Origin of the sequence: Herbaspirillum lusitanum (assembly GCF_046025995.1) — a bacterium.
In the GTDB taxonomy this organism is placed as follows: Bacteria; Pseudomonadota; Gammaproteobacteria; order Burkholderiales; family Burkholderiaceae_D; genus Herbaspirillum; species Herbaspirillum lusitanum_A.
In genome coordinates this window covers 203,787-229,775 of sequence record NZ_JAQQFM010000009.1, presented here as the reverse complement: position 1 = coordinate 229,775, position 25,989 = coordinate 203,787, and the positions used below count along the sequence as shown (strand labels likewise).

The window sequence follows — 25,989 nt, the reverse complement described above, 5'->3', positions numbered from 1 at the left end:
TGACCCCATTCATGTCTGCCTCAATGCTCGCCTGCCCGGCTCCGGCCAAGCTGAATCTGTTCCTGCACGTCACCGGCCGTCGCGCCGATGGCTATCACCTGCTGCAATCGGCATTTCAATTGATCGATCGTTGCGACACGCTGGATTTCCGCGTGCGCGATGACGGCCAGATACTGCGCACCAACGATGTCACCGGCGTGCCGGCCGAAACCGATCTGGTGATACGCGCGGCCAGGCTGCTGCGTGAAGCGGCGGGTCGCCCCGAACTGGGCGCCGACATCAGCGTGAACAAGAATCTGCCCATGGGCGGCGGACTCGGCGGCGGCTCTTCCGACGCCGCCACCACCTTTCTGGTGCTCAATCATTTATGGCAGACCGGCATGAGCCGTAGCCGTCTGATGGAGCTTGGTCTGCAACTGGGTGCGGACATCCCCTTCTTTTTATTCGGCCGAAATGCCTTCGCCGAAGGTGTCGGCGAGACGCTGAGCCCGCTGGAAACAGCGAATTGCTGGTTCGTGGTGATCGAACCTGGTGTTTTTGTACCTACTTCGATAATTTTTTCATCCAACCAATTGACAAGAGATTCCAAAGTCGTCAGAATAACGGACTTTCCTGATGCCACAAATCAAATTGATTCGGGCTTCGGAAGAAACGACTTGGAAATGGTGGCAACCAGACATTTCCCGGAAATTGCAGAAGCCGTCAAATGGCTGAGCAAATTCGGAAATGCCAGAATGACCGGATCCGGCGCCTGTGTTTTTTGTGCATTCAAGCAAGAAGACGAGGCAGACGAAGTGCTGAAACAGATGCCTTCGCGCTGGAAAAGCTGGAAAGCCAAAGCGATGCAGGAACATCCTCTCGCCCATTTGACAAGTGCGTAACCAAGAATTGGTCTGACGAAGAAATGCTGCAGCAGTGATGATCCACGATCCACGCGCAGCAAGAAACGGCAGGCAGCAGATTGTGTAGGGGAATCGCCAAGTTGGTTAAGGCACTGGATTTTGATTCCAGCATTCCAAGGTTCGACTCCTTGTTCCCCTGCCATTAATACTTGGACCACATCGTCCGATAGAAAAAACAAGCCGCCAATGTGAGACTGAACAGTCAAGCATTGTCGGCTTTTCGACTTTTTAACGATAGCATTCAGGGATACCCACATGGCATACGAGAACCTGATGGTTTTTACCGGCAACGCCAATCCGGAATTGGCACGCGGTGTCGCCGATAAATTAGGTATCCCCCTGGGCAAGGCTAACGTCTCCAAATTCTCGGATGGCGAAGTCATGGTCGAAATCAATGAAAACGTTCGCGGCAAAGACGTTTTCGTGCTGCAGTCGACCTGCGCCCCGACCAATGACAACCTGATGGAAATCATGATCATGGTCGATGCATTGAAGCGCGCATCGGCCGGTCGCATTACCGCAGCTATCCCCTATTTCGGTTACGCCCGCCAGGATCGCCGCCCACGCTCGGCGCGTGTTGCGATCTCGGCCAAGGTGGTGGCCAACATGTTGCAGGAAGCCGGCGTCGAACGCGTCCTGATCATGGATCTGCACGCGGATCAGATTCAAGGCTTCTTCGACATTCCGGTCGACAACATCTATGCATCGCCGATTCTGCTGGGCGATCTGGTCAACAAGAGCTACGACGACCTGCTGGTGGTTTCGCCGGACGTCGGCGGCGTGGTGCGCGCACGCGCACTGGCCAAGCGCCTGGGTTGCGATCTGGCGATCATCGACAAACGTCGTCCGAAGGCCAATGTCTCGGAAGTGATGAACATCATCGGTGAAGTCGAAGGCCGCAACTGCGTGATCATGGATGACATGGTCGACACCGCCGGCACCCTGACCAAGGCTGCTGAAGTATTGAAGGAACGCGGCGCCAAGAAGGTGGTGGCTTACTGTACGCACGCCGTGCTGTCCGGCCCGGCCATCGACCGCATCAGCAATTCGCCGCTGGATGAACTGGTCGTCACCGACACAATTCCACTGTCGCCGGCAGCGCGCGCCTGCACCAAGGTGCGCCAGCTGACCTGCGCCGATCTGCTGGCCGAAACCTTCAAGCGGATCACCAAGGGCGACTCGGTCATGTCGCTGTTCGCTGAGTAAGATTCGAATTCGCCTCGCCGCAGAACACTGCGGCGAGGTTTTTTAATATTCCCTGGTCGCGGGGAATATATATCAAGCAAGGCCAACGTCGGCACAGCTGACGCGTTTTGCAAACATTGGAGTTTCAAATGAAAGTTATCGCATTTCCACGCACATTGCAGGGGACCGGAGCGAGCCGCCGCCTGCGTATTGCTGGCCAAACACCTGGCATCGTCTACGGCGGCACCAGCGCACCGGTCAACATCGCTCTCGATCACAACGCGCTGTACCACGCGTTGAAGAAAGAAACCTTCCACTCCTCGATCCTGGATCTGGAAATCGAAGGCAAGGTTGAGCAAGTTCTGCTGCGCGACTTCCAAGTCCACGCGTACAAGCAACTGGTTCTGCACGTTGACTTCCAACGCGTCGATGCATCGCAAAAGCTGCACACCAAGGTGCCTCTGCACTTCATCAACGCTGAAATCTCGCCAGCAGTGAAGCTGTCGGCCGGTATCATCAGCCACGTGCAGTCGGAACTGGACGTGTCCTGCCTGCCTAAGGATCTGCCTGAGTTCGTGGAAGTTGATCTGGCCAAGCTGGAAATCGGCCAATCGATCCACCTGGCTGACCTGAAGCTGCCAAACGGCGTGAATGCCGTGAGCCAGGAAAACCTGACCATCGCTACTGCAAGCGTGCCAGCCGGCAAGGTTGAAGCTGCAGGCGAAGCTGCTGCAGGCGAAACACCAGAAGCCAAGTAATATCAGGCTTGCATGTAAAAAAACCCGCTTCGGCGGGTTTTTTCATGTCTGCGTTTTAGTCAGCGCGGATGGCGCGACCAACATCGCCATGCAAAACAAAACGAGGCAAGCAGATTCGATATCTGCTGCCTCGCCACGACAGGACTTTATTTCTCCAGCTTCAGCCAGGCTTCGCGTTGACGCACCACCGCCACCGGCTTGCCGATGGCATTCAGTCTGACCTGCGGCGCCGAGTCGGCTTTCAGCTTGACCGAAAACTCCATCAGTTCATCACGCCGGAAGGCATGCACGCGCACCGTGTCATTCACACGATAGCGCGCCAGCAAACCATCCACGCCGGTCGGCGGAACGCGCAGGCCGTCGAGCGCCACCAGCTTGTCGCCGGCCGACATGCCGGCGATGTGTGCCGGCCCGCCTTCATACACGCTGGCCAGCTTGGCGTCGCCGTTGTCGCGCGTCACGCGCACGCCGAAGGCCGGTTTCGCCGCAGCATCGTCATCGGCGTAGGCAACGCCGAAGGGCGCCAGCAAAGTCTGCAGCGGCACATCTTCCGTACCCAGAATGTAGCGTTCGACATAGCGCTTGAGACTGACGCCGGAAACGCGCTCCATCAATCCCAGAATCTCATCTTCGCCGACGCCCTTGCCGCCGCTCGCTGTATAAAAGTCGCGACCGAATTCCTGCCACAAGACGCGCATCACATCATCCAGCGAGCGCTTGCCCTTGCTTTCGCTCCGGATGGTCAGATCCAGCCCCAGCGCCACCAGCGAACCCTTGGTGTAATAGCTGACGATGGCGTTCGGCGCGTTTTCATCCTGGCGATAATATTTGACCCAGGCATCGAAGCTGGACTCGGCCACGCTTTGCTTGCGGCGGCCGCTGCCGCGCAAGACGCCGTTGACGGTCTTGGCCAGCATCTTCAGATAAGTGCCGGTGTCGATCAGGCCGGTACGCACCAGGAACAGATCGTCGTAATAGCTGGTGAAACCCTCGAACAGCCACAGCAGCGAGGTGTAATTTTCTTCGCGCAAATCGTAGGGCGCGAACACCGCCGGCTTGATGCGCTTGACGTTCCAGGTGTGAAAATATTCGTGGCTGCACAGGCCGAGATAAGTGCGGTAGCCGTCGGTCTGCTCGTCCTTGCCCTTCACCGGCAGATCGCTGCGCGCGCAGATCAGGGCCGTCGAGGCGCGATGTTCCAGACCGCCGTAACCATCGCCGACCGCCAGCGTCATGAACACATAGCGCGACATCGGTGCACGTTTGGTCTTGGGCTCGAAGAAAGCAATCTGCGCTTCGCAGACCTTTTTCAGATCGTTGCTCAGACGCGCCAGATCGAGATTGGGCACCTGGCCGGTGATCACAAAGTCATGCGGCACGCCATGCGCGGTAAAGGTGACCAGTGCAAACGCACCCAGTTCGACCGGGTGATCGATCAGTTCGTCGTAGTCGCCCGCGACATAGGTGCCGAAACCGTAGCGCTTGGCTTTCAGCTCGGGCAAGGCGGTGGCGACACGCCAGCGCTTGAATTCATCGCCCTTGGGCTTTTGAATATCGACCACATGCGGCGCCTGCTCATGACCGTGCACGCACAGAAAGACGCTGGTGCCGTTGAAAAAGCCATGGGTCTGATCCAGATGCGCGGTGCGTACCGACAAATCCCAGGCGTAGACCTGATAACTCAGCGTCAGCGCGCCCGTGCATGGCACGGCCTGCCAGGTGTGCTTGTCCAGCTTTTTCAGCGACAGCTTGCGGCCATTGGCGCTGGCGCGGATCTGCACGATGTTCTTGCCGAACTCCCGGATCATGTAGCTGCCGGGAATCCAGGCCGGCAAGGAAAATATCTGGCCCTCCGGCGCCGGCGTATCCACCGTGACGGTGACATCGTAAAGATGGGAAGCGGGGTCGTGGGAGGTAATGCTGTAGCGGATCGGAGTAGCCATATCGGTCTGTGTGCCTGAAGGGTGACCTCCGCATTTTACTTGAGCGCGCCAATAAAAAAACCGGACAGATTGTGGTCTGTCCGGCTGTAAGGTCAAATGAAGACTTTGCGGCTGGCGTCCGATTCGAAATCAGCGCGCAGCTTGATGCTTAGTTAGCGTGGCAACAGCGATGCACCCTTCAGATACTCGTCGACTGCGCGTGCGCACTGGCGTCCTTCACGGACGGGAGCCGGATCAACGAAACAGACCTGCGTCTGTTTCGTCCGGCGAGCGCTGCGATGGCTTGCAAGCCATCGCCGGGCGATCCATTAACGTGGCAGCAGCGAAGCACCCATCAGATATTCATCTACCGCGCGTGCGCACTGGCGTCCTTCACGGATCGCCCACACCACCAGCGACTGGCCGCGACGCATGTCGCCTGCGGCAAATACCTTGTCGACCGAGGTCTTGTAGCAGCCATCGCCGTCAGTCGTGGCCTTGGCGTTGCCGCGCTGATCCTTGTCGACGCCGAAAGCGTCCAGCACCTGCTGCACCGGCGACACGAAACCCATCGCCAGCAAGACCAGATCTGCCTTCATCTCGAATTCCGAGCCCGGCACTTCCTGCATCTTGCCGTCCTTCCATTCGACGCGCGCAGCGATCAGCTTTTCGACCTTGCCGTTCTTGCCTTCCAGGCGCTTGGTGGCGACCGCCCAGTCGCGGCTGCAGCCTTCCTCATGCGAGGAAGAAGTGCGCAGCTTGGTCGGCCAGTAAGGCCAGACCATGGGCTTGTTTTCGGTTTCCGGCGGTTGCGGCATCAGTTCGAACTGCGCCACCGACTCGGCGCCATGACGGTTCGACGTACCGACGCAGTCGGAGCCGGTATCGCCGCCGCCGATCACGACCACGTGCTTGCCGGTGGCCATGATCTGGCTCTTCAGCTTGTCGCCGGCGTTGACCTTGTTTTGCAGCGGCAGGAAATCCATGGCGAAATGCACACCCTTCAGCTCACGGCCCGGCACCGGCAGATCGCGCGGCTGCTCGGCGCCGCCGGCGATGACCACGGCGTCGAATTCTTTCTTGAGCTCTTCAGGCGATACGGTTTCCTTGGCCCAGTTGTTGACGTTGGACGGGAAATCGGTACCGACGAATACGCTGGTGCGGAAGTTCACGCCTTCTGCCTTCATCTGTTCCACGCGCAGATCAATGTGCGACTTTTCCATCTTGAAGTCGGGAATGCCGTAACGCAGCAAGCCGCCCAGACGATCGCTCTTTTCGAACACGGTAACGTCGTGACCGGCGCGCGCCAGTTGTTGCGCCGTCGCCAGGCCGGCAGGGCCGGACCCGACCACGGCGACCTTCTTGCCGGTCTTGATGGCGGCAGGTTGCGGTACCACCCAGCCGTTTTCCCAGCCCTTGTCGATGATGAAATGCTCGATCGACTTGATGCCCACGGCGTCATTGTTGATGCCCAGCGTGCATGCGGCTTCGCAGGGCGCCGGGCAGATGCGGCCGGTGAACTCGGGGAAGTTGTTGGTCGAGTGCAGTACGTCCAGCGCTTCCTTGTAGTTGCCGCGATAGACCAGGTCATTCCAGTCGGGAATGATGTTGTTGACCGGGCAGCCGTTGTTGCAGAACGGAATACCGCAATCCATGCAGCGCGCGCCTTGCGTCTTGGCGTCGGCGTCGTTCAGATGCAGGACGAACTCTTTGTAGTGCTTCATGCGCGACTGCGGCGCTTCGCTCGCCTCTTTCAGGCGCTGGAACTCCATAAAACCGGTTGCTTTACCCATTTTCCACTCACATTCTTCGCTAAGGATGGCGACGGACGCCTTGCTGAATTTTCTGACCTTGCAGTTTCAGGTGTCGCCCGTCAGGCGTCTTGATTGATCGTCGATGCAGAACTGGTTGCGGATCAGGCCGCAACTTTGTCCTTGGCGGCTTCAGAAGCTGCATTCAGCTCGGCCAGCGCACGTTTGTATTCGGTCGGGAAGACCTTCACAAACTTGGCGCGCGAGGCGGCCCAGTTATCCAGCAGATAGCGCGCACGCGTACTGCCGGTGTACTTGAAATGCCGTTCAATCAAGCCGCGCAGGATGGCTTCGTCGGTATCGCCCTTGCCGCCGCGTTGCAGGCTGTGCCAGATGTCGCGAGCGACGCCGGCTTCCTGCTCCGAATCAGACAACACCTTTTCCAGTGCCACCATCGAGGTATTGCACTTGCTGGCGAAGTCGGCATCCGGATCGTAGACATAGGCGATGCCGCCCGACATGCCGGCTGCAAAGTTGCGGCCGGTGCCGCCCAGTACCACCACGGTGCCGCCGGTCATGTATTCGCAACCGTGATCGCCGGTGCCTTCCACCACGGCAATCGCGCCGGAGTTACGCACCGCGAAGCGCTCGCCCGCCACGCCGTTGATGAAGGCTTCACCGGAGATCGCACCGTACAGCACGGTGTTGCCGGAGATCATGTTGTCCACTGCACGGCCACGGAACTCGGTGTTCGGACGCACGATGATGCGGCCGCCCGACAAGCCCTTGCCGACGTAGTCGTTGCCTTCGCCGACCAGATCCAGCGTGATGCCGTGTGCCAGGAAGGCGCCGGCCGACTGGCCAGCCGTACCTTGCAGCTGAACGTGGATAGTGTCGTCCGGCAGGCCTTCGTGGCCGTAACGCTTGGCCACTTCGCCCGACAGCATGGCGCCGACGGTGCGGTTCAGGTTCTTGATCGGCGTGATGAAGGAAACCTTCTCGCCCTTGTCCAGCGCGATGCGCGCCTGTGCGATCAGCTTGTGATCGAGCGCCTTGTCCAGACCGTGATCCTGCTCTTCGGTGTGGAAATACGGCGTGTTCGATTCCGGCTGATGGAAGATGCGGGTGAAGTCCAGACCCTTGGCCTTCCAGTGTGCAATCGCCTTCGAACGGTCCAGCAGATCGGCGCGGCCGATCAGTTCGTTGAAGGTGCGGATGCCCAGTTGCGCCATGATCTGGCGCACTTCTTCAGCGATGAAGAAGAAGAAATTGACCACGTGTTCCGGCTTGCCGGAGAACTTGGAACGCAGCACAGGATCTTGCGTCGCAACGCCGACCGGGCAAGTGTTCAGATGGCATTTGCGCATCATGATGCAGCCTTCGACCACCAGCGGTGCGGTGGCAAAACCGAATTCATCGGCGCCCAGCAGCGCGCCGATGACGACGTCGCGGCCGGTCTTCATCTGACCGTCGGCCTGCACGCGGATACGATTGCGCAGACCGTTCAGCACCAGCGTCTGCTGCGTTTCAGCCAGACCCAGTTCCCACGGCGAACCGGCATGCTTGATCGAGGACAGCGGCGAAGCGCCGGTGCCGCCGTCATGGCCGGCGATCACCACGTGATCCGACTTGGCCTTGGCCACGCCTGCCGCCACCGTGCCGACGCCGACTTCCGACACCAGCTTGACCGAGATCGATGCGCGCGGATTGACGTTCTTCAGATCGTGGATCAGTTGCGCCAGATCTTCGATCGAATAAATGTCGTGGTGCGGCGGCGGCGAAATCAGGCCCACGCCCGGCACCGACACACGCAGCTTGGCGATGTATTCGGACACCTTGTGGCCCGGCAGTTGACCGCCTTCGCCCGGCTTGGCGCCCTGCGCCATCTTGATCTGGATCTGATCGGCGGAAATCAGGTATTCAGCCGACACGCCGAAACGGCCGGACGCCACCTGCTTGATGCGCGAACGCAGCGAGTCGCCCGCCTGCAGCGGAATGTCGACCTCGATCACGTCCTTGCCGATTTCCGACGCCAGGGTTGCGCCCTGCTTGATCGGAATGCCCTTCAGTTCATTGCGATAGCGATTGACGTCTTCGCCGCCTTCGCCGGTGTTCGATTTTCCGCCGATACGATTCATCGCAATCGCCAGCGTGGCGTGCGCTTCGGTCGAGATCGAGCCCAGCGACATGGCGCCGGTAGCAAAACGCTTGACGATATCCTTGGCCGGTTCGACTTCATCGATGGCGATCGCCTTGGATGGATCGATCTTGAATTCGAACAGACCGCGCAGGGTCATGTGACGCTTGGACTGATCGTTGATGATCTGCGCGTATTCCTTGTAGCTGTTGAAGCTGTTGGAACGGGTCGAATGCTGCAGCTTGGCGATCGCGTCCGGGGTCCACATGTGTTCTTCGCCGCGGATACGGAATGCGTATTCGCCGCCGGCGTCGAGCGCATTGGCCAGCACCGGATCGCTGCCGAATGCGGCCGTGTGCAGACGCAGCGCTTCTTCCGCCACTTCGAACACGCCTATGCCTTCGACGTTGGAGGCGGTGCCCTTGAAATACTTGTCGACCAGCGCCTTGTTCAGACCGATAGCTTCGAAGATCTGCGCGCCGCAGTAGGACATGTAAGTGGAGATGCCCATCTTCGACATCACCTTCAGCAAGCCCTTGCCGATCGCTTTCTGGAAGTTGTAGATGGCCTTGTCGGCCGACAGCTCGCCCGGCAAATCCTTGGCCATGGCCGACAGCGTATCCATCGCCAGGAAAGGGTGGATGGCTTCGGCGCCGTAACCGGCCAGCAATGCAAAGTGATGCGTTTCGCGCGCCGAGCCGGTTTCGACGACCAGACCGGTGGAAGTGCGCAGGCCCTTGCTCACCAGATGCTGGTGAATCGCCGAGGTGGCCAGCAGCGCCGGGATCGCCAGTTGTTCAGGATCGACCTTGCGGTCCGACACGATCAGGATGTTGTGGCCGGACTTGACCGCATCCACCGCCTTGGCGCACAGCGATGCCAGCCGTGCTTCAATGCCTTCCTTGCCCCAGCTGACCGGGTAGCAGATGTTCAGTTCATAGGACTTGAACTTGCCGCCGGTGTGCGCGCCGATATTGCGCAGCTTGGCGATGTCGGCATAGTTCAGCACCGGCTGCGACACTTCGAGGCGCATCGGCGGGTTGATGTTGTTGGTGTCCAGCAGATTCGGCTTGGGGCCGATAAAGGACACCAGCGACATCACCATCGCTTCGCGGATCGGGTCGATCGGCGGATTGGTCACTTGCGCGAACAATTGCCGGAAGTAGTTGTATAGCGTCTTGTTCTTGTTGGACATGACGGCCAGCGGCGAGTCATTGCCCATGGAACCGATCGCTTCTTCGCCGGCGGCGGCCATCGGCGCCATTAGGAACTTGACGTCTTCCTGGGTGTAGCCGAAGGCCTGTTGCAGATCCAGCAGCGACAGCGGCGAGCTGGACTGATTCGGTTCGGCCTTCAGCTCGTCCAGCTTGACGCGCACCGAAGCGATCCACTGCTTGTAGGGCTTGGCGTTGGCGTAGGTGTCTTTCAGTTCCTTGTCGTCGATGATGCGGCCGGCATCCAGATCGATCAGGAACATCTTGCCCGGTTGCAGGCGCCATTTCTGGATGATCTTGGATTCGGGAATCGGCAGCACGCCGGATTCGGAAGCCATCACCACCAGATCGTCATCGGTCACGATGTAACGCGCCGGACGCAGTCCGTTGCGGTCCAGCGTGCCGCCGATGTGACGGCCGTCGGTGAATGCCATGGCGGCCGGGCCGTCCCACGGTTCCATCATTGCGGCGTGGTATTCGTAGAAGGCGCGACGGTTTTCGTCCATCAGCGTGTGGTTTTCCCAGGCTTCCGGCACCATCATCATCATGGCTTGCGGCAGCGGGTAGCCGGACATGAGCAGCAGTTCGAGCGCATTGTCGAAGCAGGCAGTGTCGGACTGGCCTTCATAGATCAGCGGGAACAGCTTCTTCAGATCGTCGCCCAGCACGGCCGACTGCATCACGCCTTCGCGCGCGCGCATCCAGTTGAAGTTGCCCTTGACCGTGTTGATTTCGCCGTTGTGTGCGATCAGGCGGTACGGGTGGGCCAGCGGCCATTCCGGGAAAGTATTGGTGGAGAAGCGTTGGTGCACCAGCGCCAGCGCGGAGATACAGCGCTCATCCTGCAGGTCCTTGTAATACACGCCGACCTGATCGGCCAGCAGCAGGCCCTTGTAGACCACGGTACGGGCCGACATCGACGGCACGAAGAATTCCTTGCCGTGCAGCAGATTCAGCGCCTGAATCGCGTGGCCTGAGGACTTGCGGATCACGTACAGTTTGCGTTCCAGAGCGTCGGTGACGATGATGTCCGGGCCGCGGCCAATGAAGATCTGACGGATGACCGGCTCTTTTTCGCGCACGGTCGGCGACATCGGCATGTCGATGTCGATAGGCACATCGCGCCAGCCGAGCACGACCTGGCCTTCAGCCAGGACTGCGCGCTCGATTTCCTGTTCACAGGCGATGCGCGATGCGTTTTCTTTTGGCAGGAACACCATGCCGACGCCGAATTCGCCTGGCGGCGGCAGTTCAATGCCCTGCTTGGACATTTCTTCGCGATAGTACTGATCGGGAATCTGAATCAGGATACCGGCTCCGTCACCCATCAGCGGGTCGGCGCCGACTGCACCCCGGTGGTCCAGATTTTTCAGAATGAGCAAACCCTGCTCAACGATGGAATGGGTTTTCTTGCCCTTGATATGGGCGATGAATCCGACGCCGCAGGCGTCATGTTCATTTGCTGGGTCGTATAGGCCTTGCGCATGCATATCAGTACTCCACCACTTTGACAGTAAGGACATTAAGAATAGTGCACCGCACCCAATAGTTCAATAAGAATAAAAGGGGTCGGAGTCAAATTAAAAACCTCATCGATTTTAGGAATTTTAAAATAGGGACAGAGTAATTAAATATCTTTAAAATGCATCTAAGTATCTGTTTTTAAAGAGATCACTTATTTTCCGGAACTAGCTCTTTCTGATCTGTGCTTTGCATTTTTACTTTTTTGACTGGCCTGCCACGCTTTGCCGGACTGACGCGACGGTTCACCTGACGCATCAGATCGTTCTTGAAATCGTCGGAGCCCAGTGCCCAGCCCTTTAATGTTGCTGTCCTGATATCGTTGCTGCGTTGACTGCCGAGACCCGCTTCCATCTCGGCTTTGTAATTGAGTTCCCGGTCAAAGGGGGTGTTGCCCAATGCCCAGTAGCAGGAATGATCGGTGATCAATGAGTCCTGTTTTGCGCCAATGTGATGCATGTAACTGGACCAGGGATAGTCGCCCGGCGCCGCCGTCAGCCCATTGCGCACCGGATTGAGCTCGATATAGCGGCTGCAATCCAGCAAATATTCCTCTGCCTCCAGCACGGTTGCCTTGTATCGCCCCTGCCACAGTGTTCCGCTGCGGCCATACTTTTGATTGAAATACGGAACGTAATGCCGTCCCACCCATTGCATCATTCGTGCCAACCCTAGTTCGTCGGCCGGCGTGACCAGCAAATGCAAGTGATCGACCATGAGCACATAGGCGTGCAAGGCCACCTTGAACTGCCTGGCGGCGTCGCGTAGCCAATCGAGGAAAGCCTGATGGTCAGCAGCATCGCGAAAGATGTGCAAGCCGTCGTGGCCGCGCTGGATGATGTGATGCGCTTGACCGGGCACCACAAGACGAGGAAGACGAGCCATGACAATTGCCGCTGAGAGAAATGGAGCTTGAATTCTAATCGACTCCGACCCCAATTTCTACGCGAGCTGGCAATGAGCAAAAGAAAAGGCGGCTGACCGTTTCCGATCAACCGCCTTCATTTCGTTCACCTGCAGATTGGGCTTATGCAGCTTTGTGTTTGTCTTTCGACAAGGCCAGACTCAGAATCACCGACACCAGCAGGATCACACCGACGATGCCCAGGGACCACAGCACCGGCACGTGGAACCAGTAAGCAATCAGCATCTTGGCGCCCACGAAGATCAGCACCAGCGCCAGGCCATACTTGAGCAGGTGGAAACGCTCAGCCGAATCCGCCAGCAGGAAATACAGGGCGCGCAAACCCATGATCGCAAACATGTTCGAAGTGAACACGATAAACGGATCCTGTGTGATGGCGAAGATCGCCGGGATGCTGTCCACCGCAAACACCAGATCGCTCAGCTCGATCAGAATCAGCACCAGCAACAGGGGCGTGATGTAGCGCACACCGTTCTGCACGGTGAAGAATTTTTCGCCGTCGTAGTCATGGCTCACGCGCAGATGTCCGCGCAGCCATTTCAGCAGAGGGTTCTGACCGAGGTCACCTTCCTTGTCGGCAAAGATCAGCATCTTGACGCCGGTGAACAGCAGGAAGGCGCCGAACAGATACAGGATCCAGCTGAACTGCGCGATCAGCCAGGCGCCCAGCATGATCATCACCGCCCGCATCACGATGGCGCCAACCACGCCGTAGAGCAACACGCGGCGCTGCATTTCGGGCGGTACGGCGAAGTAGCCGAAGATCATCAGAAACACGAAGATGTTATCGACCGACAACGCCTTCTCAATCAGATAGCCGGACAAGAACTCCATGCCCTTCTGATTGGCAATCTCGCGTCCGACGTTGGCATCCAGATACCACCACATCAAACCGGCGAAGGCAAACGCCAGACTGACCCAGATCAGCGACCAGCTCAGCGCCTCCTTCGGCTTCACGCGGTGCGCATGGCGACCGCCCAGCGCGAACATGTCGAGCGCCAGCATGCCGAGCACGAACACGATAAAACCGATCCACATGGGAAGGCTTGCAAAACTTTCAATGCTGCTCACTTGATTCTCCCGTTCACTTTATTTCCCGGCATTTCCGCCGCCGAACCGATGTGTGCGATTCGCTCTTCTTTTCAATTTGCCCGCTCAGTCGAAATCAAAAATCTCGCCGAGGAAGCCCTTCTTCTTGCGCGCGCGATAATCATGATCGCGCCCCTGATACTGATCGCGTCGGTGATGGCCGAAATCGTTCGATTGCTGCTGATATTGCTGATGTTGCTGGTGCTGATGCACCGGCGGCGGCACAGCCTGGCGCACCGCTTGTGGCGCCGGCGCGGCAGCCTGGGCAGCAGAACGCTCGATCAGCTTGTCCAGCTCACCGCGATCCAGCCACACCCCGCGACATTGCGGACAATAATCGATTTCTATGCCTTGTCGTTCGGAAATCACCAACGCGGTCGTCGCGCATACAGGACATTTCATGATCGCTCCTTGTCGAAATCACCGGCATAGCCACCACTGCGCGCCGGAACATCGCCACTTTAGCCAAGATCGATCATCTTGAAAATTCGAATATACTGATCTTTCAATTCGAAAAAACCGATGATCAGGGTCGATGGCCAATATCAATTACAAGCATCTGCATTATTTCTGGATGGTCGCCAAAAGCGGCGGCATTGCGCGCGCCAGCGAGAAGCTGCATCTCACCGCGCAGACCATCAGCGGGCAATTGACGCAGTTTGAGGATAGTCTCGGCTATCAATTGTTCAACCGCGTCGGACGGCGCCTTGAGCTCAACGACGCGGGGCGCATGGTGTTCGGCTATGCCGATCAGATCTTCACGCTGGGCGAAGAACTGGAAGAAGCCTTGCGCTTCCGCCCGGGTGGATTTCCACTGCAATTGAAAGTCGGCGTGGCCGATGCGGTGCCGAAAGCGATCGCCTACCTACTGCTGGAAACCGCGCTCGATCTGCAGGAGCCGCTGCGCATCATTTGCCGTGAAGGCAAGCTGGAGAGCCTGCTGGGCGAGCTGGCGATTCATCGACTCGACATCATCATCGCCGATAGTCCGATGCCGCCCAACGTCGATGTGCGTGGCTACAACCACTTGCTGGGCGAATGCGGCATCAGCTTCTTCGCGACCCCGGCGCTGGCGCGCAAATACCGACAGGGATTTCCGCACAGCCTGGATGACGCGCCGTTCCTGATGCCGGGCGAAGATGCCGCAGTCAGGCCGCGCCTGCTGCGCTGGTTTGAAAAGGAAAAGATAAGACCCCGCATCACCGGCGAATTCGACGACGGCGCGCTGATGCTGGCCTTCGGCGATGCCGGCGCAGGCATCTTCGCGGTGCCGACTGCCGTGGCGGATCAGGTGCGCAAACAATTCTCCGTCACTGAAATCGGCCAGACCGAGCTTGTCAAAGAACAATTTTTTGCGATATCGGCAGAGCGCAAACTGACGCATCCCGCCGTGCTGGCGATTCAATCAGGCGCACGCGCCAGTCTCATCGACGGCAAAAAGTAAGGGCGGGATTGGTAATACCAGCAATGTGCGCCCACATATCTGCGACGAGAAAAATCCTTGCACACCGTTGTGACGATATCGCAGGCGTCTCATGCTGAATATGTTCGCGGCTCGACTAACACATCTTTACACCTGACGGAACGCTGACCTCGGCATTGAGAGATGTCAGCGCGAAATCAGCAGGCGATGGATTGCTGCTTGCCTCACCAATCAGCCGAAAGTCCGCCAGCAGCAAGGCCGACGCACGCTTGGCGAAAACCGGAAACACAAAAGAAAAACCCCACGTCCTTTGCAGTCCGTGGGGTAAATCCCATTCTCGGGGGGGAGAATGGAGGGGGAACTTCAATATAAAAAAATCAGAGGCGCAGCGCAGTGTTTATTACAAATTGTTACGTCATCCTCATAAGCTGTAACAACTCGCGTCTGCATTCAATATATCAAACACTCGCCAGAAGTAAAGCTCGCAAGGCCAGAAAGGTGGCCGAAGATTTTTCACGTCGGCAGATCAGATAAGTTGTGATTCTTCCATTCTTGCCCAAAGAATAAGTTGCGAACTTCAACGGCTGCGCCTGCAATTGCAACACCGAACGCGGCACCAGGGCGACACCCGCCCCGGCCGCCACGCAGGCCAGCATGGCGTGATACGAGGCCAGTTCAAGCACGCGCATGGGGCGCACCGGCTTCTTCTGCGCCGAAGCCAGCCAGGCCTCGGCATGAAGCCGATAAGTACAGCCTTGCTCGAATACGATCAGAGTATCCAGTTCAATATCATCGGCACTGCGCACGCGGCGATGGCTGGCCGGCACCGCCACCAGCAACTCCTCGGTGTACAGCGGCGTAGCGTCCAGCGACAAGTCCGGCAAAGGGCCGGCCACCAGCGCGCCGTCCAGTTTGAAATTCCTGACCTGATCGATCAGATGCAGGCTAGGCCCGGTGCTGAGCTCAAGCCGCACCTCGGGCCAGCGCTGATGAAACTCCGCCAGCGGCCCCGGCAAGCGACTGGCGGCAGTACTTTCCATCGAGCCTATGCGCAGGCGTCCGCTCGGATTCTGCGGTGCTGCGGCCTGCCTGGCCTCCTGCACCAGATCCAGAATGCGCTCGGCATAGTCCAGCATGACCTCACCGGCCGGCGTCAGCACCATGCGCCGCCGATCGCGAACAAACAGCGGCACGCCGATCGACTCTTCCAGCTGCTTGATGCGGGTGGTGACGTTGGACTGCACTCTGTGCAGACGCTCGGCCGCGCGCGTGATGCCCCCCTCGGTCACGACCGCGCGGAATATTTCAAGTTCGGCAAGCTCCATGATTCATCTCTTATACAGATCAAGTCATTTCAATTATTCATTTTTTTAGATGTTTGAATCACGATACCATACTAGTCATTCTCAAGAACCAAGCGCCAGACATGAGCCCACGCTGCAGCCTGCAAGATGTCGATACATCGTTGCCCCTCTCTCTTTTCGTTATCCGCAATGTCCTGCGTTGCGCTGACGCAAGCCCTGCGGGAGTCGGCGCATGAAGCTGCCGACTCAGAATGAAAGTGTGCGCACATCAAGCGTAACCAGTGGCACGCCAAACGCACAACACCATGCCGGCCGCGCCCTGGCCTGGCAGATTTGCCTGTCCGGCATGCTCGCGCTGGCAGCCGCAATGGGCGTGGGCCGCTTCGCCTTCACCCCGCTGCTGCCGATGATGCTGCATGACGGCACACTCAATCTCAACACCGCCGGCATGCTGGCGACCGCCAATTACATCGGCTACTTTCTCGGCGCCATGCTGTGCGCGCTGCATCGCAGCAAAGCTCCCATCACCATGATCAAAGGCGGCCTGGTTGCCACCGTCTTGCTGACCTGGGGCATGGGCCTGCTGCACAACGACATCTTGTGGATTTCACTGCGTCTGATATCCGGTATGGTCAGCGCCTTTGTGTTTGTCTACAGCTCGGGCTGGTGTCTGCACAAGCTGACGCAACTCGGATATCCGGAATTGGGCGGCGTGATTTTCTGCGGGCCCGGCATCGGCATCATGCTGACCGGGCTTTCGTCCGGACCGATGGTGGCGCATGGCTGGAGCGCAGATTCCGGCTGGCTGGCGTTCGGCGCATTGGCGCTGCTGCTGGCATTGATGATCTGGCGTACCTATCGTAACGACCCTGCCGATCAAGACCTCAGTCCTGCCGGCGCCAGCAAAAACAAACCGGCCGGCGAAACGGCAACGGTGAAACGCGAAGTCCATCTGCAAGTGATCGCCTACGGCATGGCAGGATTCGGCTACATCATCACCGCCACATTTTTGCCGGTGATCGCGCGCCAGGCCTTGCCCGATTCATTCTGGCCGGATTTCTTCTGGCCGATCTTCGGTTTCGGCGTGGCGCTGGGTGCATTTGGCGCCACCCGCCTTTCGGCCGACGGCGACCAGCGTCGTCTGCTGACGATCAGCTATCTGATGCAGGCGGTCGGGGTCTCGCTCAGCATCCTGCTGCCGAATGCGTTCGGCTTCGCCTTGAGCTGCCTGCTGCTGGGCCTGCCCTTCACTGCCATCACCTTGTTCGCCATGCGCGAGGCACGCCGTCTGCGGCACGAACATGCCAGCAGCCTGATGGGTCTGATGACCGCCTCCTATGGCCTGGGCCAGATAGCCGGTCCGCCGCTGGCGACCGCACTGGTTCATCGCAGCGGGTCGTTCTCGCCTTCGCTGTGTGTCGCAGTGGTCGCACTATTGTTCGGCGCCGCCATGTATTACCGCCTGTCGCGCCGGCATCCTTATCCGATCTCCCAATGAAAAAGAGCCTGCAATTGCAGGCTCTTTCGTTTCCGCACGCAGCAGGCGATATCAGCGGAACGCCGGCTCGCTGAAACTGCGCAGCTTGCGGCTGTGCAATTGCTCGATGCCGTTGTTGCGCAACAGCTCCAGCGCGCGGATGCCGATCTTCAGATGCTGCGCCACGCGTTGCTCGTAGAAGCTGTTGGCCATGCCGGGCAACTTGATCTCGCCATGCAGAGGTTTGTCCGACACGCACAGCAAGGTGCCGTAAGGAACACGGAAACGGAAACCGTTGGCGGCCACCGTTGCACTCTCCATGTCCAGCGCAATCGCCCGGCTCTGACTGAAACGCAGCAGCGGCGTGCGGTGATCGCGCAGCTCCCAGTTGCGATCGTCGACCGAAGCGACGGTGCCGGTGCGCATGATGCGCTTGAGCTCGTAACCTTCCAGCTGCGTGATGCCGGCCACGGCATCCTGCAAGGCCAGTTGCACCTCGGCCAGCGCGGGGATCGGCACCCATAGCGGCAGGTCGTCATCCAGCACGTGATCGTCGCGCACATAGGCGTGCGCCAGCACGTAATCACCCATGCGCTGCGAGGCCGACAAGCCCGCACAATGGCCCAGCATCAGCCAGCCGTGCGGACGCAATACCGCCACGTGATCGGTAATGGTTTTGGCATTCGATGGCCCGACGCCGATATTGATCAGCGTGATGCCGCTGCCGTCTGCGCGTTGCAGGTGATACGCCGGCATCTGCGGCTGACGCGCCGGCGCCTTGCCGACCTGGTCGCGCGCGGCTTGCCCATCAGGCTGATTGGCGCTCCAGGTGGTAACGTTGCCGGGTTCGACGAAGGACACATATTGCTGACGGTATTCACGCTCGGCCGGATCATCGGTCGCTTGCATCAGCTGACGACCGAGACGGATGAACTCATCGATATAGAACGCGTAATTGGTGAACAGCACATAGCGCTGAAACTGATCCGGCGCCGTCGCCGTGTAGTGCCGCAGACGATGCAGCGAATAATCGACGCGCGGTCCGGTGAACAGGGCCAGCGGATGTACGCCGTCGCGCCACATGCCGTTCTCCACCTCATATGTCCCGTTGACGATGCGATCGTCCATGGTCGCCAGGTCGGGCAGGTCGAAGGAATCCGGCAGCAGGCGCAGGTGATCGGGATCGAGACTGCCTTCAACGTGTATGCCTTCGGGGAAAGCGAAGTGCACCGGAATCGGCATGTCGCTCACGCCGATCTCCAGCGGCACCTGGTGATTCTGCAGCACCAGCTTGAACTGGCTTAGCAGGTAAGTGTGGAACAGCGCGGGCCGCGTCAGCGTGGTTTCATAAGTGCCGGGCGCGCCGACAAAACCGAAGGACTGGCGGGTATCGGTGTGCGTGGCCTTGTCGGTGGTGATACGCACAAAGGGATAGCAGGCCCGCACCCGCTGCGGCAATTCTTCACCGGCAGAAAACTTGCGGAAGGCCTCACGCAGCAAGGCTGTATTGTGTTCGTAGATGTCGAGTACGCGAGCGACGGCTTCTTCGGGATTGGTAAATTTTTTTGTATCGAACATATTTTTCTCCATCTTTTCGTATCACGCGTCAGCAGGCAGCGAGATGCACTTTCAGTATGAGCCGGACATCGCATGAAGGTTCGCGGCGCCGCACCATACTGCTGCCCTGGTCTCGATATTACCTGAGTATTCAGGTTCGCCGGATGAGTGAAACAGAGGCCGCAACATCGCATTTCACTCGCTTTACCGGCAGTGGCTTTTGGTGCTATCGTCCAAGCCTGTCCTCAAAAAAGCAGGTAGCTTGAGACGCTTGAAAGCAGACACGATCTCAGCGCATCAACGCCCTGCCCGCAGCAAAAAATCTGCAACTGAAATCGACTGCCATTCCACTTTCTCTCGCCATCCTCTCGACCAGACTCTTTCAGCGCACGCGCAATTTCTGATACGCAGATTTCAAACGAGAGAATCCGCCTTTCTCGGAAATGCCGTCCGTTTATCCTGACATCTTTTGTCGTCGCGCCCCTGCGGGCCGCCACTTCTCGCGCGGCGCACATCGTGCCCCGTCCGCTTGTTGGCAAATAGCCATTCACCGATTACGAGCAGGGGCATGGACATGCCCGCGCGCGCCCTCCCGCAAAGCCTCCGTTTAAATCAGGTTTTGGGCCATTTGAATCGTCTGGAAATCGCTTTCGCGCAAGATGAAAACTTGTGCAAACAACCACACAATCTTGCTGTTCGGCATGCTTCGGGGATGTCCGTTTGTGGTGCTCAACCAGCTCATTCCGGTGCGCATTTTCACACCGAAGGTGCATGCTTTTTTCAATCAAAAAACCGCTTTGAAGAAGATGCGAGTGATGCTATCGTGAGCGCTCCCGATGGCTCGCAAGGCCCGCCGGTATGCCGCTCCGGCGCACCGGACATCGCGGACACAAAACATACAATCCTTACCAAGAGGCACTCATGTACGCAAAAAATCTATTCCGCCAATTTCTGCTGTTGCTGTGCGTCGCGTTCGCGTCGGCAGCCCATGCGCAGAAGCTTCCTAATGTGATGATTCTCGCGACCGGCGGCACCATCGCCGGCACTGGCGCAACCAGCACCACCACCGTCGGCTACACCGCCGCAAAAATCGGCGTCGAAGCGCTGATCGATGCCGTGCCGGAACTGAAGAAAGTCGCCAACGTCAAGGGCGAACAAGTGTTCCAGATCGCCAGCGAAAACATGAACAACGACTATTGGCTGAAGCTGTCCAAGCGCGTCAACACGCTGCTGGCACAGGATGATGTCGATGGCATCGTGATCACTCACGGCACCGACACGATTGAAGAAACCGCTTACTTTCTCGACCTGACCGTGCACAGCAAGAAGCCGGTCGTGATCGTCGGCGCGATGCGCCCATCGACTGCGATCAGCGCCGACGGCCCGATCAATCTGTACAACGCAGTTCTGCTGGCCGGCAGCAAGGAAGCCATCGGCAAGGGCGTGCTGGTGACACTGAACGACCAGATCAACGCCGGTCGCGAAGTCACCAAGACCAACACCTCGACCCTGGATACTTTCAAGACACCTGAACTGGGCCTGCTCGGTTACATCCAGGGCAGCAAGCCGTTCTTCTATCGTCAATCGACCCGCAAGCACACTGCCGACTCGGAATTCGATATCTCGAAGATGGATACACTGCCGCAAGTCGACATCGTCTACGGCTACGCCAACATGAACCCGATCGCGCTGAACGCCTTCGTCGCCGCCGGTGCCAAGGGCATCATCCACGCCGGCGTGGGTGACGGCAGCCTGAACAACACCGTAGCGCCATCGCTGACTGAAGCACGCAACAAAGGCGTGGTGATCGTTCGTTCCAGCCGCGTCGGCCAGGGCATCGTGGCACGCAACGGCGAAGCCGACGACGACAAGCTGGACTTCGTCGTGTCGGACACGCTGAATGCACAGAAGGCACGCATCCTGCTGATGCTGGCACTGACCAAGACGACCGACACCAAACAGATCCAAAAGTATTTTTACGAATATTGATCTGATGCCCGATCGGATCACGGCGTGATGCAGCTGCTCTGAATCAGCGACATCCGCCACCGATTCGAAACGCAAAAGAAGGCCGGCGACATGCACATGTCGCCGGCCTTTTACATTGTGCAGTTCATCCTGCAAGGGCTTGTCGGCAAATACGGCTACCGCTGAATTCCATGACTTGCCCGTCGCCGGCAAGCTCGCCTCTGCAGCAATCGCGGCGATCAGCGCCGCAACCCTGTTCCCTGCAAGCCATAGACAGGAGCAGACAGGTGCAGTCAAACCCGCCTCCCTCAAGAGCGCCGGATCATCGATAGAAGACGAGCAAGGATTGCGGGCGCATGATGCGTGCACGGAACCATCCGACTCTTTTTCAACTCAGTGAAGCTGAGCTTTCGCAATCGCAGGCCTGGCTGAAGATGGTAAAAATGCAATGAACATCCACCAGCCTCAGCGCCGCCGGCCTTGATGCATGCAAGCTGCCGGAAAAAAAACAGGCGTCGCAGGCCATGCCGAGCACAGCCCATCTCCAGCCGGCGTCCACTTGCGCAACCCCGACAATCCATAGAGACACAACTACCATGCTGAACCGACGCCGTTTCCTGACCTCCGCCACCGCTGCTGCCGCCCTGGCCGCATTCGGCATCACGCCGGAGGCGCTGGCCGCCAATCGCATCAAACTGTCGGCCGCCAGCAAGTTCTCCTACGAGGACCTGATTGCGCGCGCACGCGCGCTGGCGCAAAGCCCATACCAGCCGCAGCCCGCACCGCCGCGCGAGATTCTGGATCAGATCGATTACGAAGCGCACGGCAAGATCAAGTTCGACACCGGCTATGCGCCATTCGCCGACGGCCCGGGTCAATTTCCGCTGACCTTTTTTCACCTCGGCCGCTTCTTCCTGTCGCCGGTGCGCATGCATGTGCTGGAAGGCGCCACCGGCAGCAACGGCGCCAAGCGCGCGCGCGAAATCGTGTACGACGAAAGCTATTTCGACATGCCGGCCGACAGCCCCGCGCACAAGCTGCCGGCCGGCAGCGGCTTTGCCGGCTTCCGCTTTCAGGAGAGCCGCCTCGGCGATCAAAGCAAGCTCGACTGGCACAAGAACGACTGGGTCGCCTTCCTCGGCGCCTCCTATTTCCGCGCCATCGGCGACCTGTATCAATACGGCCTGTCGGCGCGCGGCATCGCCATCGACCCGGCCGTGGCCGGCAAGGAAGAAGAGTTTCCCAACTTCACCCACTTCTACTTCGAACCGCCGGCCGAGGGCGGCGATGCGGTGGTGGTGTACGCCGTGCTGGACGGCCCCAGCATCACCGGCGCCTATCGCTTCGTGATGCAGCGCGGCGCCGGCGTCATCATGGAAATTGAAAAAGCGCTATTCCTGCGCAAGGACGTCAGCCGTCTCGGCATCGCACCGGCCACCTCGATGTACTGGTTCTCCGAAACCGTGAAAGGGACCGGCGCCGACTGGCGCCCCGAGGTGCACGATTCCGACGGTCTGGCGATCTGGAACGGCGCCGGCGAACATATCTGGCGCCCGCTCGACAATCCGCCGCGCACCACGACTTCGGCCTTCGGCGACAACAACATCCGCGGCTTCGGTCTGCTGCAGCGCGACCGCAACTTCGATCATTATCAGGATGGCGTGATGTATGAACGCCGTCCCAGCCTGTGGGTCGAGCCGCTGGAAGGCTGGGGCGAAGGCGCCGTGCAGCTGATCGAGATTCCGACTGACGACGAAATCCACGACAACATCGTCGCCATGTGGGTGCCGAAGGCGGCGGCGAGCGCCGGCAGCAGCTATCGTCTGCGCTACCGCCTGTACTGGCAAAAAGAGGAGCCCTTCCCCTCACCGCTGGCGCGCTGCGTCGCTACCCGCCTCGGCCGTGGCGGCCAGCCGGGCCAGCCGCGTCCGCCCAATGTGCGCAAATTCATGGTCGAGTTCAAGGGCGCACCGCTTGAAAAACTGCCCTTTGGCGCCCGCCCTGAACCGGTACTCAGCGCCTCGCGCGGCCAGTTCTCCTACGTCTTCACAGAAGCGGTCCCCAACGGCGTCGCCGGCCACTGGCGCGCCCAGTTCGACCTCACGGTCGACGGCGAAGACCCGGTCGACATCCGCCTGTTCCTGCGCAACAAGGACGAGCCGCTGTCGGAGACCTGGCTGTTCCAGTATCACCCGTTCAAGACGCAGGGCTTGTACTAAAGCAAGGCCTGCAAGGATAAGCGCGGGCGTACGGATGTGACTGTATTAGCAACATAGCCGGAGCTCGTCCGGCTATTTTTTCGTCCGTCAGCACTTGCCAGAAATCAAGGTGAAAAAAAATAGCAAGGCTATTGATGACAGCACAAACAATAACAATTATCATTTGCAAAAATTTGTAAAGCCGCTACAGCGGCTCCATTACTTCGAGACCCAGCACCTTGTGACCCAGCCCTGTTGATGTCACTGCCAGGCAGTCGACATTCATATCAAGGGAATCCATGACACTCTTTTCCATGCGTGCGCCGCAGGCCCGTCCGCGTTTGCTCGCCAGCGCCATCGCAAGTGCATTTTTAATGGCCGGCCCGGTTTCGGCACAGAGCCCAACAGGCGATTCCAGCCTGCCTGAAATTCAGGTGACAGGCAGCTCCGATCAGACTGCAACCGGCCCGGTCAGCGGCTACGTCGCCAAAAAGACGCTCGCCGGCAGCAAGACCGAAACCCCTTTGCTGGAAACACCGCAATCCGTATCCATCGTCACCCGCGATGAAATGGATGCACGCGGCGTACAAAATCTGGTGCAGGCGCTGGCTTATACGCCCGGCGTCGGCGCGCCCTATCCGGATCCCAACGGCGACTGGGCTTACATCCGCGGCTATTTCTCCAGCCAGTATCTGGATGGTCTGCGCGTGGTGTATTCCGGTGGCGGCGGCGCCGTTACCATGCGCACTGAAACCTGGGGCCTGGAACGCGTCGAAGTGCTGCGCGGCCCGGCCTCGGTGCTGTACGGCCAGAATGCGCCGGGCGGTATTTCAAATGCCGTCAGCAAGCGCCCGACTGCGGAACCAATTCGGGCGATCGAATTGCAGACCGGCAGCTTCCATCGCAAGCAGGCCGCATTCGATCTGGGCGGCGCCATCGATGAAGACGGCAAACTCAGCTTCCGCGTGAATGGCCTGATCCGCGACGCCGGCACCGGGGTCGACGGCATCAAGAACAACCGCCGCTACATCGCGCCGGCGCTGACGTGGAAGATTTCATCCGATACCAGCTTCACGCTGCTGGCGCATTATCTGAACGAGGAACTGAGCCCGCGCAACTTCATCCCTTCAGTCGGTACCCTGCTGCCCAATCCGCTGGGCCAGATCGCACGCAATCGCAACCTGGGCGAACCCGACTACAACATCTACACGCGTGAGCAGCACGCAGTCGGCTATGCCTTCGAGCATCGTTTCAACGACGCGCTGACCTTGCGTCAGAACTTCCGCTTCGCCGACATCAATGCCTATTCACGCGCGATCTCGCCGACCGGCTTCGCCAATCTGCAGGCAGATAACCGCACGGTATTGCGCTCGGCCTCGCAGGCCTGGCGTCAGAGCCAGACCACCAATGTCGATACCCATCTGGAGGCCAGGTTCGGTACCGGCCCTCTGAAGCACACCATGCTGACCGGTTTCGATTATTCGCAATACGACGAAGATACCCGCAGCCAGAGCGCCAGCGCGCGCTCCATCGATATCTACAACCCGGTATACGGCAGCGGCCCGACCTCGGCCTGGGTCAATCAGACCCCGACCCTGCAGAAGCAGGAACGTCCCGGCGTCTACGTGCAGGACCAGATCGCGCTCGACCAATGGCGCTTCACCCTGGCCGGCCGTTACGAGCAGGCGCGCACCAGCACCCGTAACCAGCAGAGCGGCGCCACCACCGCCAGTCTGGACGACACCGCCTTTACCAAGCGGCTGGCGGCGCTGTACCTGTTCGACAATGGTCTGGCGCCTTACCTGAGCTATTCGGAGTCGTTCGAGCCGGTCAGCGGCACCGACTTCTTCGGCAACGCCTTCCGCCCTACGCGCGGCATTCTGTATGAAGCCGGTCTGCGCTATCAGCCGGCCAGCTACAACGCCATGCTGTCGGGCGCCCTGTATCGGCAGAAGCAAAAGAACATCACCATGACCGATGCCGATCCTGCGCACGTGTGCGCCGGCAATACCCTATGCTCGGTGCAGGCGGGTGAACTGACCACTCAGGGCGTGGAACTGGAAGCCAAGACCACGTTGAAAAGCGGCGTGAATCTGACTGCGTCCTATACCTATACCGATGCCGAGTACACCAACTCGGATCCGGCCACCAAGGGCAAGAAGGCGACTTCGGTGGCGCCGCACGCAGCCTCGCTGTGGGCCGACTACACCTTGCAGAACGGGCCGCTGGCCGGTCTGGGCATGGGCGCGGGCGCACGCTACACCGGCATGATGTGGGCCGATTCGGCCAACACGCAAAAGATCCCGAGCTATGTGTTGATCGATGCCATGCTGCGCTATGACCTCGCCAAGATCAGCCCCAGCCTCAAGGGCATGCGCTTCGCATTCAATGTGCAGAATCTGCTCAACAAGGTCTACTTCCCGGGCATCTGCTCCAAGACTTATTGTCAGTACGGTGAAGGCCGCACCATGACTGCGACGCTGGGCTATCAGTTCTGACCTGCAGCGCTCAGGCAACTGACTGAAAGCTGCAAAGAACACGCCGGATTCGTCCGGCGTTTTTTTGTTGTCCGCAAAAAAGAACCCGCCGAAGCGGGCCATGAAAACTTTGCGTCTGTGCTGCGTCTGTGCTGCGTCTGCGCCATAGGTCAACAGCAGC

General features: G+C 59.1%; 16 protein-coding genes and 1 tRNA gene. 9 read left to right on the top strand and 8 right to left on the bottom strand.

Annotated features, from left to right (window positions below):
* Positions 1 to 11: 11 nt before the first annotated feature.
* From ispE to PQR62_RS20735, 4 genes are all read left to right on the top strand, one after another.
* Positions 12 to 881, top strand: a complete 870-nt coding sequence (gene ispE / locus PQR62_RS20750; RefSeq protein WP_408159967.1) for a 4-(cytidine 5'-diphospho)-2-C-methyl-D-erythritol kinase — start codon at positions 12 to 14, stop codon at positions 879 to 881.
* A gap of 86 nt (positions 882 to 967) precedes the next feature.
* Positions 968 to 1,044: transfer RNA gene (locus PQR62_RS20745), tRNA-Gln, on the top strand.
* A gap of 113 nt (positions 1,045 to 1,157) precedes the next feature.
* On the top strand, positions 1,158 to 2,108 hold the full coding sequence (locus PQR62_RS20740; protein WP_408159927.1) for a ribose-phosphate pyrophosphokinase: 951 nt from the start codon (positions 1,158 to 1,160) through the stop codon (positions 2,106 to 2,108).
* 128 nt (positions 2,109 to 2,236) lie between these two features.
* Positions 2,237 to 2,845 (top strand): 50S ribosomal protein L25/general stress protein Ctc, encoded by a 609-nt coding sequence (locus tag PQR62_RS20735; RefSeq protein WP_408159966.1) that lies wholly within the window; start codon positions 2,237 to 2,239, stop codon positions 2,843 to 2,845.
* A gap of 146 nt (positions 2,846 to 2,991) precedes the next feature.
* Here the strand turns inward: PQR62_RS20735 and PQR62_RS20730 are convergent, their stop codons facing one another.
* The 6 genes from PQR62_RS20730 to PQR62_RS20705 all read right to left on the bottom strand — a co-directional run bounded on the left by PQR62_RS20730 (position 2,992) and on the right by PQR62_RS20705 (position 13,806).
* Positions 2,992 to 4,788 (bottom strand): M61 family metallopeptidase, encoded by a 1,797-nt coding sequence (locus PQR62_RS20730; RefSeq protein ID WP_408159926.1) that lies wholly within the window; start codon positions 4,786 to 4,788, stop codon positions 2,992 to 2,994.
* Between the two features lie 308 nt (positions 4,789 to 5,096).
* A complete protein-coding gene (locus PQR62_RS20725) occupies positions 5,097 to 6,560 on the bottom strand; it encodes a glutamate synthase subunit beta (protein WP_408159925.1) in 1,464 nt (487 codons plus the stop codon).
* A 122-nt stretch (positions 6,561 to 6,682) separates the two neighbouring features.
* Complete coding sequence (locus PQR62_RS20720; RefSeq protein ID WP_408159924.1) at positions 6,683 to 11,359, bottom strand: glutamate synthase-related protein; 4,677 nt, start codon at positions 11,357 to 11,359, stop codon at positions 6,683 to 6,685.
* Positions 11,360 to 11,540: 181 nt separating this feature from the next.
* On the bottom strand, positions 11,541 to 12,275 hold the full coding sequence (locus PQR62_RS20715; RefSeq protein WP_408159923.1) for a transposase: 735 nt from the start codon (positions 12,273 to 12,275) through the stop codon (positions 11,541 to 11,543).
* 142 nt (positions 12,276 to 12,417) lie between these two features.
* Complete coding sequence (locus PQR62_RS20710) at positions 12,418 to 13,386, bottom strand: TerC family protein (protein WP_408159922.1); 969 nt, start codon at positions 13,384 to 13,386, stop codon at positions 12,418 to 12,420.
* An 84-nt stretch (positions 13,387 to 13,470) separates the two neighbouring features.
* Positions 13,471 to 13,806, bottom strand: coding sequence for a TFIIB-type zinc ribbon-containing protein (locus PQR62_RS20705; RefSeq protein ID WP_408159921.1), 336 nt, complete (start codon positions 13,804 to 13,806; stop codon positions 13,471 to 13,473).
* Positions 13,807 to 13,939: 133 nt separating this feature from the next.
* Here PQR62_RS20705 and nhaR point away from each other — a divergent pair, with 133 nt between their 5' ends.
* Entirely contained in the window at positions 13,940 to 14,848 is a 909-nt protein-coding gene (gene nhaR, locus PQR62_RS20700) for a transcriptional activator NhaR (protein ID WP_408159920.1), read from the top strand.
* A gap of 437 nt (positions 14,849 to 15,285) precedes the next feature.
* Here the strand turns inward: nhaR and PQR62_RS20695 are convergent, their stop codons facing one another.
* On the bottom strand, positions 15,286 to 16,152 hold the full coding sequence (locus PQR62_RS20695; RefSeq protein WP_408159919.1) for a LysR family transcriptional regulator: 867 nt from the start codon (positions 16,150 to 16,152) through the stop codon (positions 15,286 to 15,288).
* Between the two features lie 211 nt (positions 16,153 to 16,363).
* Here PQR62_RS20695 and PQR62_RS20690 point away from each other — a divergent pair, with 211 nt between their 5' ends.
* Positions 16,364 to 17,629 carry a YbfB/YjiJ family MFS transporter gene (locus PQR62_RS20690; RefSeq protein ID WP_408159918.1) on the top strand — a complete coding sequence of 422 codons (1,266 nt, stop codon included), beginning with the start codon at positions 16,364 to 16,366 and terminating at the stop codon, positions 17,627 to 17,629.
* 51 nt (positions 17,630 to 17,680) lie between these two features.
* Here the strand turns inward: PQR62_RS20690 and PQR62_RS20685 are convergent, their stop codons facing one another.
* A complete protein-coding gene (locus tag PQR62_RS20685; RefSeq protein WP_408159917.1) occupies positions 17,681 to 19,186 on the bottom strand; it encodes an AMP nucleosidase in 1,506 nt (501 codons plus the stop codon).
* Between the two features lie 900 nt (positions 19,187 to 20,086).
* Here PQR62_RS20685 and PQR62_RS20680 point away from each other — a divergent pair.
* The 3 genes from PQR62_RS20680 (at position 20,087) to PQR62_RS20670 (ending at position 25,829) form a co-directional block, all read left to right on the top strand.
* Positions 20,087 to 21,154, top strand: coding sequence for a type II asparaginase (locus tag PQR62_RS20680; RefSeq protein WP_408159916.1), 1,068 nt, complete (start codon positions 20,087 to 20,089; stop codon positions 21,152 to 21,154).
* A 575-nt stretch (positions 21,155 to 21,729) separates the two neighbouring features.
* Positions 21,730 to 23,352 carry an OpgD/OpgG family glucan biosynthesis protein gene (locus PQR62_RS20675; RefSeq protein ID WP_408159915.1) on the top strand — a complete coding sequence of 541 codons (1,623 nt, stop codon included), beginning with the start codon at positions 21,730 to 21,732 and terminating at the stop codon, positions 23,350 to 23,352.
* A 278-nt stretch (positions 23,353 to 23,630) separates the two neighbouring features.
* Entirely contained in the window at positions 23,631 to 25,829 is a 2,199-nt protein-coding gene (locus PQR62_RS20670; protein ID WP_408159914.1) for a TonB-dependent siderophore receptor, read from the top strand.
* Positions 25,830 to 25,989 lie beyond the last annotated feature (160 nt).